Consider the following 12,002-nt stretch of genomic DNA (forward strand, 5'->3'; position numbering starts at 1 on the left):
TAGCTGCAATCTATTTTTCACGAAGCCTTGCCGCACGGCCACGCAGGGACCGCAGATAGAAAAGTTTGGCTCTGCGCACTTTTCCTCTTTTCTTCACTTCAATCTTGGCTATGGCCGGTGAATTCATCGGGAAAATCCTCTCAACTCCAACGTTGCTGGAAATTTTCCTGACGATAAATGTTTTGTTGGCACCGCTGCCTCTTTTGCCGATTACGACGCCCTGGTACTGCTGAATTCGTTCTTTTTCGCCTTCTCTTACCCTGTAATGAACGTTTACAGTATCTCCTGCATCGAACTCCGGGTGATCATCACGGATCTGTGTCTGTTCAATAAGACTGAGCTTTTCCATTGTTTTGCCTATTGATTAGGATTTGTTGATAAATTTGTTGTACAAGTCCGGCCGGACTTTTTTGCTTAATTCTATAGCTTTCTGTTCCCGCCATTTTCTTATTTCGTTATGATTTCCGGAAGTCAGAACTTCCGGAATCGTATTGCCACGAAAGTTGGCCGGACGCGTATAAACCGGTGGTGACAGTAATCCATCCTGAAAAGAATCATCCAATGCACTTTCTGCATCGCCGAGAACACCGGGCAAGAGCCGGACTATACCGTCAACCAGGACCATCGCCGGCAATTCACCGCCAGACAATACATAATCGCCAATGCTGACTTCAAGAGTGACAAGTTCATCGCGAACTCTTTGATCAACCCCCTTATAGTGTCCGCAAAGGAGAATGATATTGTTTAAAAGAGTGAGTTCATTAACTTTTTGCTGTTCAATCACGGGAGCATCCGGTGTCGGAAAAATAACTTCATCGTATGCCCTTTGCTTCTGCAGTGACTGAATGCAGTCAAAAATCGGCTGGGGTGTCATTACCAGACCTGCTCCGCCGCCGTACGGATAGTCATCAACCTTACCGTGTTTGTCCGTTGTGTACGATCTCAGATCATGGATGACGACTTCAACATGTCCGGCTTTGCGGGCCCGGCCGACAATGCTGTAGTCCAGCGGACCAGACAACAGCTCCGGAACAGCAGAAATGATATCAATTCTCATTTTTTAAGCCAGTGATTCAAGATCCAGGGTATTTTTGGTCATGACTTGTTCCTCTGTGTGATCGCAATCCGTGACATACTGATCAACCCAGGGTATCAGGACTTGTTTTTCCCCGGCCTGAATAACAAGAATGTCATAGGCGGGTGTTTCCAGTATATCGGAAACTACGCCAATGTGACTTCCGTCGCTGCGCAGGACATTATAACCGGCAACTGATGACTCTTCGTCTTCAATTGCAGACACGGGCTGGTCCGTCATCAGCGTAAGATCCCGGAGTGATTCGGCTTCCGTTCGCGAGCTAATTCCTTCCAGTATAACAAAGAACAAGTTCCGGCTCCTGGATTTGTGCTCCCTTACATCCGAAAGTCTGTAAGGTACCCACTGCTTGTCAGGATACCGGATATATACCAGTTCCGGCAACTCATTTACTGAGGCCGGATTAAAAACTTCAATCAATAAACCACCTCTGGTGCCCTGGGCTTTCACCACTTTTCCCAATTCACTAAGACCCGGAGGTGTTTTTTTAATCATGTCAGGAGCTGGCCCTGAGACTGACCGTTACTGCCCAGCCTACTTTTCTTCTTTATCTGAAGAGCTTTCCGCTGCAGAGTCATCCTTGTCCTTGGGCTCTTCTTCAGCCTTTTTTTCTGAGTCTGCCTTCTTCTCTTCATTGCCGGAAGCATCCTTTTCTGCTTTTTTCTCAGCCTCTTTCGGCTTTTCTTCCTTCTTAGCTTCCGCTTCAGCTTCCTTGCTGTCAGCTTTCTCTTCCTTTGCTTCTTCAGCTTTGCCGACATCAGCTTCTTTCTTCTCAGCAGGAGCTTCTGCTTTTTTCTCGGCTTTTTCCTTCTTTTCTTCCTTCTTTTCTTCCGCTTCAGCTTCCTTGCTGTCAGCTTGCTCTTCCTTTACTTCTTCGGCTTTACCGGCATCAGCTTCTTCTTTCTTTTCTGCAGCAACTTCTTCACCCTTCTCTGCGGCAGCCTCTTCTGCTTTTTTGGCTTCGGCAGCGGCTTTAGCTTTTTCAGCCTCTTCCTTAGCCCTTGCTTCCTGTTCTTTTTTGAACTTCTCTTCTTCCGCTTTCAGCTGCTGCTTCATACGCTCAGCCTTGGTGACTGCTTTCTTTTCACCTTTCTGGCGTTCTTCTTTCCACTGAGAGATAGTCTGTTCGATTTCATCTTCAGACTTTCCCCATCTTTCCAGATGAAGACGATAGAAGATACCTTCCTTTTTGAGGATGGACCGAACGGTATCTGTGGGCTGCGCACCGTTTTTGAGCCAGTATATGACTCTGTCGGTTTCAAGTTTTTTCAGTGACGGTTCCTGAGTCGGGTTAAATCTTCCCAGGTCCTCAATTATCCTTCCGTCGCGCTTGGTTCTCATGTCAGCTGCGACGATATGATAATAAGGCAACCGTTTTCTGCCGTGTCGTTGTAATCTTAGTCTAACCAATGTTTTAGCTCCTAAGCAGGTTTGTCTTTATTGCTAATGAAATTTTCGTTTTCCGGTTAAATTCTTCAATCCCTCCATGGCGCGGCCGGCTTTGTTCATCTTGGTCATGGTCTTCATCATTTTCTTCATCTGACCGAACTGCTTCAGAAGATCATTGACCTCCCGAACAGTGGTACCCGAGCCTTGTGCAATTCTTTTTCTGCGACTGCCTTTGATGATCTGGGGATTTCGTCTTTCTTCTATCGTCATTGAATTGATGATGGCCTCAACGGGTTTCATGGTATCATCATCAATTTCTGCGTCTCCCAGCTGCTTGCTCATGCCGGGGATCATTCCAACAAGATCCTTCATGGATCCCATTTTTTTTATCTGCTGCAACTGACCATAAAAATCTTCGAGGTTAAAGCTGTTGCTGGCCAGTTTGGACTGCAGTTTCCGCGCCTGAACTTCATCGTACTGTTCCTGCGCTTTTTCCACAAGTGTCACAACGTCTCCCATACCGAGAATACGCTGTGCCATCCTGTCAGGATAAAACGGTGAAATCGTATCCATCTTTTCACCGGTGCTGACAAACTTGATGGGCTTGTCAACTACGTTACGAATGGATATTGCTGCGCCACCCCTGGTGTCTCCATCCAGCTTGGTCAGCACAACACCATCAAAATCAATCTGCTTGTTGAACTGCCTGGCAGTATTTACAGCATCCTGTCCGGTCATGGCGTCTACCACAAAAAGAACCTCTGTGGCATTGACAGTTTGTCTGATGCGCGACACCTCATCCATCATGTGCTCATCAACGTGCATTCTGCCGGCAGTATCAATGATCAGTACGTCACGGGCAGCTTTTTTTGCTTCCGATACTGCTTCTTTGGCAACGCGAAGGGCATCTTTTTCAGCAATGGAATGCACCGGCACATCGATATCGGATGCAAGGGTCCGCAGCTGATCAACGGCGGCCGGCCTGTAAACATCTGCTGCGGCAAGCATTGGGTTCTTGCCCTGGTCTTTCAGCCATTTAGCCAGTTTGGCCGAAAAAGTTGTTTTACCCGAACCCTGAAGGCCGGCTATCAAAATTACGGTTGGCGGTACCTGGCTGAATGTAATCTCTTCCTGCTCCTGACCAAGAGCGCTGACCAGCTCGTCATACACAATTTTCGTAAATTGCTGCCCCGGCGTTACACTTGCCAGCCCCCCCTGTCCCAGAGCTTTTTCTTTTACCGCCGATGTCAAAGAACGGGCCACCTCATAGTTGACATCCGCATCCAGAAGCGCACGGCGTATCTCCCTTACCGTCTCAGCGACATTGATATCGCTCAGACGCGCTTGTCCTGAAACCGACTTGAACGCGGATTCTAATTTGGTTGACAGATCTTCAAACATAAAACGGGCTGTTGACAGCTGACCCAGTGTGAAATTTGCAGACTGGGTGACATTAAAATAATGAAAACATCATTTATGATTCGCAAAGTCAGGAAAAATATGCAAAACATCATCTTTAATCAAGATATTATTTCACTATTGACATGCAGATGGATTTTTTGTCTCAGGTGTTGTTTGTTACAGGATCTCATTTTAGCTACTTTTACAGGAACACTGCCGAGGAGGTTTAAATTTTATCAGACATTTAACTATCGTTATCAAATGAATCAGGAAAACAGTCATAACCTGCTTAAAGGAAAAAAAGGTCTCATATTCGGAGCACTGGATGATCGCAGCATTGCCTGGCGGGTTGCCATTGCCTGCAAGCGCGAAGGTGCTGATTTCACTTTGACCAATGCACCTATCGCACTGCGGTTCGGTGCACTGGACAAACTTAGTGAGGAAACAGGCGCCGAAGTCATACCGTGTGATGTCACCGATTATGATCAGGTTAAGGAGTTAATCGAAGCCGCAAAAAAACAGCACGGCGGGTTGGACTTCATCCTGCATGCCGTTGGCATGTCGCCCAATATCCGGAAGAAAAATGACTACACCAGTATCAATTACAGACTGATGCAGCAAACGCTTGAAATCTCTGCCATATCCCTCCACCGGGTTTTACAGGCCTGTGTTGAAAAAGAGGCTTTAAACGACGGTGCCAGCGTTGTGGCTTTATCATATATCGGTGCCCAGCGGGTGTTTTCAAAATACTCCGACATGAACGACGCTAAAGCACTCTTGGAAAGTATCGCAAGAAACTTTGGCAGCCGGCTCGCTGACAAGGAAATACGCGTCAATACCATCTCCCAGGGCCCTACAAAAACCTCTGCCGGATCGGGTATTAAAGGATTTGATGCCATGTATGATTTTGCCGAGCTGCTGGCCCCCCTTGGAAACCCGTCAGCCGATGAGTGTGCCGATTACTGCATCACGCTGTTTTCTGACCTGACCCGAAAAGTGACCATGCAGAACCTGTTTCACGACGGTGGCTTTTCTACCAACGGAATCAGTGAACAGCTGATATATGAACTTGCAGAACTGAATAAATCTAAAGAATCATAAATGTATGATTACACGGATTCTGGGTGTTGATCCGGGTTCCCGCAGTACCGGTTATGCCGTCCTGGAAAAGAAAGGACAGGTTTACCGCTCCGTCTGCTGCGATACCATACGACTTTCCGGCACACCGGATCCTCATGAACGGCTCAAAGTTCTGTACGCTGACATTACACATGTTATACGCACTTATGAGGCAGAAATTTGTGCCATTGAAACCCCCGTTTACGGCAAGGATCCTGCAGCTATGCTGAAACTGGGACGAGCCCAGGCCGCATTGATCATGGGCGTGCTTCACTGCGGCATACCTCTTTTCGAATACTATCCCAAGGCTGTAAAAAAGGCGATAACTGGTACCGGAAATGCCACAAAGGGTCAGGTTGCATATATGCTGCACAAAATGATATCCATTCCTGATGAAGCTCTTTCGGATGACGCTACCGATGCTCTCGCTGTGGCCTGGTGTCATTTTCAGAAACTGCGCGACCCGCAGGGTGTCACCGAATCTGCAGACACTTCAACAGGATTCAGACACAGACGAAAAAACTCCTGGGATGACTTTGTTGAGAACAACCCGGACAGGGTCAGAAACCCATAAACCCGTTCAGGCAACGATATTATTATGATCGCTCTGTTAAATGGCTCTATCATCAATAGTGAAGGCGGAAAGGTACTGGTCGACACCGGCGGCGTAGGATATGCTGTCCGCATTTCCAATCACACACTGGACCGGCTGCCGTCACCCGGCTCCAAATGCACACTATTCATTTACCATCATATTTCAGAAAACGACCAGCAGCTCTACGGATTTGCTGATTTGGAAGAAAAAAATCTTTTTGAATTATTGATTTCAGTAAAAAGTATTGGTCCGCGGCTGGCACTTGCCCTTCTTTCTGCCATGCCTCCGAAAAACCTGGTACAGGCTATCATTCATCAACAGGCCGGATTGATCGCAAAAAGTCCGGGAATAGGCAAAAAGTCAGCTGAACGTATTGTGCTGGAACTGAAAGACAAACTCGGTGAAATTTCTGAGCATGAAACCCCGGGCGAGGTCACAGATTCACTGCAGCAGGAAACAGTTTCTGCTCTTGAGTCCCTGGGTTATCACCATAATGCCGCACTAAAGGCAGTCCGGACCGCTGCCGACCAGACGAAAGAATCCGAAACCGTCTCGGATTTACTGAAAAAAGCATTGAAACACCTGCAATAGTAACAATTTAATAACACCTGTTATCTTTTTATTACCATCATTGCTGAGTAAATTGAGGTGATTACAATACCGTTCAATTCAATTCTTCGTCTTGCCTAATACACGTATACTCGTTGTTGATGACGAGCATGACATCCTGGAACTTCTTGAGTATAATCTCAAAAAGCTTGGGTTTGAAGTATTTATGGCTGATAATGGTGCCGATGGTATCAAACTGGCCCGTGAACACAAGCCTGATCTTATCCTTCTGGATATAATGATGCCTAAAATGGACGGGCACGAGGTATGTGCACGGATCAAAGAGGACAGCGCCCTTAAAAACACTCCGGTCATTTTCCTCACTGCCCGGGAGGATGAAAAAACGGAAATCCGCAATCTGGATGAAGGTGCCGATGACTTCCTTACCAAACCTATCAGTATTTCCAAACTTATATCCAGAATCAAAGCGGTGCTGAGGCGCTTTCAGGGATATTCTGATGATGAAAACAAACTTTCCATTCGCATTCATGACCTGAACATTGATCGTGAACGGTATGTTGTGATGAAAGGTGAAAAAGAGTACCGTTTACCCCGGAAAGAGTTTGAGGTGCTTTTCAAACTTGCTGAACACCCCGGTATTGTGTTAAAAAGAGAAGTCCTGCTTAATGAAATTTGGGGTAGCAATGTATTTGTTGTAGACCGGACGGTTGATGTTCACATCAGGAAAATCAGGGACAAGATCGGAAGCGAATATATTGAAACCGTTAAAGGTGTCGGGTACCGGTTCAGAAAATGAGCACTGTTTCACGATACGTATTCAGGCTTGGTCTGCGGCTGGCTGTTTTATCAGCATCTGCGCTTTTTCTGATCTCTGCCCCGTTGTATTACGTATTTTCCAATGATGTCGGAGTTTCTCTACTGTTCGGTATTTCCATCGGTTTAATCAGCTTTATCGCCGTTTATTTTTGTTCTTATTATCTCATGTTCAGTAGGCTTTCCGGTATTCAAAAAGTGGTTGCTGCTACACCCCGCACATCTATAAGCTTCAGTGACAGCAAATCTTCGGGATCAAATGATGAACTTGACCGGATCCTTGAACTCAGCAAAGAATCAAAAAAGCTCGTCCGGGATCACTTCCGCAATATGGACGAAACCGACCATTACAGGAAAGAGTTTATCGGTGATATCTCGCACGAATTGAAAACCCCCATTTTCTCTGTTCAGGGATATCTTGAAACGCTTAGTCAGGGAGCACTGGATGATCCCAAAGTCAACAAGCTTTTCCTGACAAAAGCCATGAACAATGTTGACAGGCTAATATCGCTTACAAATGATTTGATGGAAATTACCAAAATTGAGACCGGCGAACTTAAACCGGAACTGCAAATCATCGCACTTAACAACATTATCAATGATGTCATTGATTCGCTTAATTACAAGGCCGAACAGGCTCAAATAACTATCCGGTTTCAGCCAAAAGAAGTTAACTCATTTGCTTTTGCAGATCGCAATCAAATACGTCAGGTGCTGATTAACCTTGTCGAAAATGCGATCAAATACAATAAACCTGAGGGACGGATATATATTGGGACAACAATTGAAAAAAGCGATCCTGAGCATGTACTGGTTTCTGTAAAAGACACGGGTATCGGCATAGAACCTGAAAACTTAAAAAGGGTCACTGAACGCTTTTATCGGGTTGATAAATCCCGGTCGCGGGATCAAGGCGGCACGGGCCTTGGTCTTGCCATCGTAAAACATATACTTGAATCACACAACTCACAACTCCAAATTAAAAGCAAACCGGGAAGCGGCTCTCAGTTTTCTTTCAAACTCAAACTTGCCGATCACTATTCAGATCACATTTCTGCTTGATTCCGGATTTTGGTAACTTTGCCTTACCAAATTTCCACCAAATATCAGGAGAATTTCATGAACTACGCTCTGATCATGGCCGGCGGGATCGGCTCCCGCTTCTGGCCCAAAAGCCGGATAGATGCGCCAAAGCAATTTCTTTCTTTTTTTGAGGATAAAACCCTGCTGCAAAATACTATTGACAGAATCCGGCCGATCATCCCGGTGGAGCGCATCATTGTGAGCACAAATGCCGATTATGTTGATATTGTCAAAGAACAGATACCTGATATTCCGCTTGAAAACATAGTTGGTGAGCCTGTAGCTAAAAACACAGCCCCATGTATCGCTTTTGCCGCCAGTTTTATACACTACAGGGATCCGGAAGCCACCATGGTTGTGCTGCCTTCGGATCACTTTATCCAAAATGAAGATGCTTTTCTGAAAGATCTCGAGCTTTCAGCCCGAATTGCTGAAGAAAAAAACCGGCTTGTCACTATCGGAATTACTCCGACCCGACCGGAAACGGGATACGGCTACATTCAGTATAATGACGAAAACACTATTTCCTTTAATGGTGACACTGCGTATCCCGTTAAAACATTTGCCGAGAAGCCCGATGTTCAGACTGCTTTGAAATTCCTCCAGTCCGGAGATTTTTTGTGGAACAGCGGTATGTTTATCTGGAGGACAGAAAGAGTACTTGAAGAAATAAAAAAACACCTTCCTGTACTTCATCATCAAGTTGAAATATTACATCAGCACCTGTCTGACAATGACGGAAATATCAGCCGGGATGTCCTTCACTCCGTGTATCACTCTTGTTTTTCCGTTTCCATCGACTACGGCATTATGGAAAAATCTGAAGATGTTGTCGTTGTTCCGTCTCATTTTCACTGGAGCGACCTGGGCAGCTGGATGGCCATTTATGAACTTCAAAAAGACCAGGGGGATGAGGATGGCAATATTCTGAATTCACAGAATATTCTGACCGTCAAGTCACAAAATTGCTACGTCTCTTCCGCCAACAGGAAGCTGATCGCATTGGTTGGCTTGCAGGGTATTGGTCTGATTGAAACGGATGATGCCATGTTGATCTGCAAGCTTGACAGCTCCCAGAATGTAAAAGAAGTATATGACAAGCTGGAAGAACGGGACCTGAGAGAGTATCGGTAATTATCACTCCGGGCTAAATAACCACCTCAAGCTGATCAAATGCAAGCTGTACATTACCGGGCAGCCGTCCGGATATTTCCTCATGGCGGACAAAGGGCGATATATGTATCAGATATGTGCGCCCGACATTCAGTTTGTTCGCAACTTCGCAGGCTTCCGGAATGGTAAAATGCGTAGGATGGGACGGCTGCCAGCGCAATCCGCTCATTACAAGTATTTTTGATCCGTTGATTTTTTCGGCCGTTTCAGGAGGGATATAGCTGACATCGGTAATGTAAGAAATATCATTTATGCGAAAACCCAGCACATCCATATTCCCGTGTTTAACAGGCAGTGGTGTAATAACACAGTCACCGTCAATTATTTCATCGCTCCATTTTCTAAATACAATATCAACCGACCCGGGGGTTTTGTCTGGTGGAAACATGTAAGAGTATCGTTTCCGGATAGCCGTTTCCGTCCTGTTGTCGGTATAAACGGGTATTGGCTGCTTTTGAGCGTAATTATAGGCCCTCAGATCATCCAGTCCGCCGATATGGTCTGTATGTTCATGAGTAATGAATAGTGCGTCAATACGTCTGATTCCGGCTCTGAGTGTCTGAAGCCTGAACTCGGGACCAATATCGATTACAAAGGATCTTTTGCCGGATTGAATCCATGCAGAACATCTGTACCTGTTATCCCTGGGATCTGATCCTCCGTTTTCTGTTCCAAAGCCCCCGGCCACAGGCACACCCATTGAAGTCCCGGTTCCTAAAAATGTCAACTTCATGAATTGGCCTTCTCTTTTTTAAATATGCGCTCCATCCATTTGTCCAGTTCCTTTCTGACTGCCGGCTTGATATAGATGTCGTTGATATCTCTTTCAGATAAAAACCGCACCATTTGTCCGATATGGAATTCTGCTGGGTAATTCTTATTTATCATTACAATTTTGTCACCATCCAGCACACAAAAGTCCCCCTGGAAACTTCCCTTCTCCTTTCGGAGCTGATATCCCAGATCCTCTATGATTTTTTCCAGTTCAGATTGGAATCTCTCTGTTTTCATGTGTTTAAAATTTTTGGTTAAGTGGACACATGCAATTCTAGGACCGGTTTTAATCATGCGCCTGTGTGTCCTGACGCCCGTCCGGTCATGCTCATTTCATGTGTTTATAATTTGTGATTCTGACGTCACATGTAGTACCCATGTTGGCTATAATCATGCTCCTGTGTGACGGTAAGCCGCCATGGGCATTTCATCTGTTTAAAATTTTTCCGGAAAAATATATCAGCCAGGTACTGAGTAAATTGCGTCTGCAAACATGCTGATCATTTACCCTTGTCCATTTTAATATAGATATCTGACATTCGGGGTGCAGTGGAAATAGTCAAAATGTGATTCCCACACTCACGTTGTGTGAAGAAATATCATATTCAAATCGCTCTTCAATTCCTGAGTATCTTCTCCAGGAGTAGTTATAGCCGAAAGCCATTCCGATGCTCCCGAATACATGATCGATATGCAGCCTTGCTCTGGCATTTAACTTGGTAACCTGGCCCGAATCGGTCCCCAGAGAAGAAACAGTAAATCCTATCTGAGGTACAGATTCGGCACGAAACCGGATATTGCTTGACATACGATAATAAAACCCTGCTCCAATTCCGACAGCAATAAGGCTTTGCCGGAATTCATCTGATTCTGAGAGTCCCCCATCTGTGGAGCGGATTCGCGTAAAATCAGTTGACAACCTTACCGGTAGTGCAACGCCGACGCTTCTGGACTCTGCCAGTGGCAGTCTGCCTGAAACATTCGCACCAAAGTTCAAATAACTCAACGTATCACTGCCTTCATCCGAATTACCCAGCCCCCCGCGATAACCTGCATATGCTTCTATTCCGGGTAATTCCAGATACGCCCTGAATACCGGATCTGAAATATTGTAAACCACATCATGCTCATCTGCATCCGGGCGGAAATCAGTCTCAATGAAACCCAAACCCAGGGTGAAAGAGCTGGTAGCCGGACGCGTTCTTCGTTCCGGCTCCTCGACGGAAAACATCTGCGCAACAAGATGGCCCGGAACCATCAGGATCATAAAGACAAAGAGAAATGTAATGGCATTAATTCTACAGAATGGGGATATATCAGACATGGCGATGCGCAGTATTAAAAGAGAATTTCAGCAGGCTTAATTATAGCAAAACTAATCTCAAGATTCACCTATGGTAAAGCCAGAACAACAACCGATCTGATTTCATTCTGGATGATGGTCCTTGTCGTATAAATTAACGGACAAAACTCTGTTATATGCTTCGGATTATCATTTCATAAGATATCTTCACGGTCATCAACCACAGGGTGATATCCCGGCATCTGAGTTTTTATCTATTCACCCAAATCAGAAACAAAATAGAGCGTTCGGTTATTTCGTTACGAGTATGGAAATGATCAAAACAAAACAAGAGCAGTCTTTTTAGAAAGTTGCAAATTGATCTTGACTATATGATCAGAACGTTATTATATTTGATGTCCTTGGTCCGGTAGTTCAGTTGGTTAGAACGCCTGCCTGTCACGCAGGAGGTCGTGGGTTCGAGTCCCATCCGGATCGCTAAAGCGCAAGCAGTTGCCTCATAACTGTTTGCGCTTTTTTTATTTGTAACGCGCTCATAAACACCTGACCTGAACGTTACCTATGGCATCTCTGGTTGTCACTGTATAAATCGACCAGCACCGGGTACTACTTTTGCAATCTGAGCCAGGGCCTGTAAAACCCGGATTAATTAGAATATAAATCGAAACTCTTTAACACATGAAATGTCC

The 12,002-nt window shown here is 45.4% G+C and carries 14 protein-coding genes and 1 tRNA gene; 7 read left to right on the plus strand and 8 right to left on the minus strand.

What is annotated here, in order from left to right; translation table 11 throughout:
- Window positions 1–10: 10 nt before the first annotated feature.
- From rplS to ffh, 5 genes are read right to left on the minus strand one after another with little or no spacing between them, the layout of a single operon-like run.
- A complete protein-coding gene (gene rplS / locus NATSA_RS02625) occupies window positions 11–349 on the minus strand; it encodes a 50S ribosomal protein L19 (protein ID WP_210510167.1) in 339 nt (112 codons plus the stop codon).
- A gap of 15 nt (window positions 350–364) precedes the next feature.
- A complete protein-coding gene (trmD, locus tag NATSA_RS02630; RefSeq protein WP_210510169.1) occupies window positions 365–1,057 on the minus strand; it encodes a tRNA (guanosine(37)-N1)-methyltransferase TrmD in 693 nt (230 codons plus the stop codon).
- 3 nt (window positions 1,058–1,060) lie between these two features.
- On the minus strand, window positions 1,061–1,588 hold the full coding sequence (rimM, locus tag NATSA_RS02635) for a ribosome maturation factor RimM (RefSeq protein WP_210510171.1): 528 nt from the start codon (window positions 1,586–1,588) through the stop codon (window positions 1,061–1,063).
- Between the two features lie 39 nt (window positions 1,589–1,627).
- On the minus strand, window positions 1,628–2,503 hold the full coding sequence (gene rpsP / locus NATSA_RS15655; RefSeq protein ID WP_210510172.1) for a 30S ribosomal protein S16: 876 nt from the start codon (window positions 2,501–2,503) through the stop codon (window positions 1,628–1,630).
- A gap of 33 nt (window positions 2,504–2,536) precedes the next feature.
- Window positions 2,537–3,883 carry a signal recognition particle protein gene (ffh, locus tag NATSA_RS02645; protein ID WP_210510174.1) on the minus strand — a complete coding sequence of 449 codons (1,347 nt, stop codon included), beginning with the start codon at window positions 3,881–3,883 and terminating at the stop codon, window positions 2,537–2,539.
- Window positions 3,884–4,144: 261 nt separating this feature from the next.
- Between ffh and NATSA_RS02650 the strand changes: the two genes are divergently transcribed.
- The 6 genes from NATSA_RS02650 to NATSA_RS02675 all read left to right on the plus strand — a co-directional run bounded on the left by NATSA_RS02650 (window position 4,145) and on the right by NATSA_RS02675 (window position 9,197).
- The gene (locus NATSA_RS02650; RefSeq protein WP_210510175.1) at window positions 4,145–4,984 is read left to right on the plus strand and encodes an enoyl-ACP reductase FabI; all 840 of its coding nucleotides are present in this window, start codon (window positions 4,145–4,147) and stop codon (window positions 4,982–4,984) included.
- A gap of 4 nt (window positions 4,985–4,988) precedes the next feature.
- Window positions 4,989–5,576: a crossover junction endodeoxyribonuclease RuvC gene (gene ruvC, locus NATSA_RS02655; protein ID WP_210510177.1), complete on the plus strand. Its 588-nt coding sequence runs from the start codon at window positions 4,989–4,991 to the stop codon at window positions 5,574–5,576.
- Between the two features lie 24 nt (window positions 5,577–5,600).
- A complete protein-coding gene (gene ruvA / locus NATSA_RS02660; protein ID WP_210510178.1) occupies window positions 5,601–6,188 on the plus strand; it encodes a Holliday junction branch migration protein RuvA in 588 nt (195 codons plus the stop codon).
- A gap of 91 nt (window positions 6,189–6,279) precedes the next feature.
- A complete protein-coding gene (locus NATSA_RS02665; RefSeq protein ID WP_246481641.1) occupies window positions 6,280–6,963 on the plus strand; it encodes a response regulator transcription factor in 684 nt (227 codons plus the stop codon).
- On the plus strand, window positions 6,960–8,042 hold the full coding sequence (locus NATSA_RS02670; protein ID WP_210510180.1) for a sensor histidine kinase: 1,083 nt from the start codon (window positions 6,960–6,962) through the stop codon (window positions 8,040–8,042). Before NATSA_RS02665 ends, NATSA_RS02670 begins: the two co-directional genes overlap by 4 nt.
- Before the next feature lie 57 nt (window positions 8,043–8,099).
- Window positions 8,100–9,197, plus strand: coding sequence for a mannose-1-phosphate guanylyltransferase (locus NATSA_RS02675; RefSeq protein ID WP_210510182.1), 1,098 nt, complete (start codon window positions 8,100–8,102; stop codon window positions 9,195–9,197).
- A gap of 13 nt (window positions 9,198–9,210) precedes the next feature.
- Here NATSA_RS02675 and NATSA_RS02680 read toward each other — a convergent pair whose 3' ends face one another.
- The 3 genes from NATSA_RS02680 to NATSA_RS02690 all read right to left on the minus strand — a co-directional run bounded on the left by NATSA_RS02680 (window position 9,211) and on the right by NATSA_RS02690 (window position 11,277).
- A complete protein-coding gene (locus NATSA_RS02680; protein ID WP_210510183.1) occupies window positions 9,211–9,969 on the minus strand; it encodes an MBL fold metallo-hydrolase in 759 nt (252 codons plus the stop codon).
- On the minus strand, window positions 9,966–10,247 hold the full coding sequence (locus NATSA_RS02685) for a hypothetical protein (protein ID WP_210510185.1): 282 nt from the start codon (window positions 10,245–10,247) through the stop codon (window positions 9,966–9,968). The genes NATSA_RS02680 and NATSA_RS02685 overlap by 4 nt, the downstream gene beginning before the upstream one ends.
- A 322-nt stretch (window positions 10,248–10,569) precedes the next feature.
- The gene (locus NATSA_RS02690) at window positions 10,570–11,277 is read right to left on the minus strand and encodes a porin family protein (protein WP_210510187.1); all 708 of its coding nucleotides are present in this window, start codon (window positions 11,275–11,277) and stop codon (window positions 10,570–10,572) included.
- Between the two features lie 439 nt (window positions 11,278–11,716).
- Here NATSA_RS02690 and NATSA_RS02695 point away from each other — a divergent pair.
- Window positions 11,717–11,790, plus strand: a tRNA-Asp gene (locus NATSA_RS02695).
- The last annotated feature ends 212 nt before the right edge of the window (window positions 11,791–12,002 follow it).

Origin of the sequence: Natronogracilivirga saccharolytica (assembly GCF_017921895.1) — a bacterium.
Classification (GTDB): Bacteria; Bacteroidota; Rhodothermia; order Balneolales; family Natronogracilivirgulaceae; genus Natronogracilivirga; species Natronogracilivirga saccharolytica.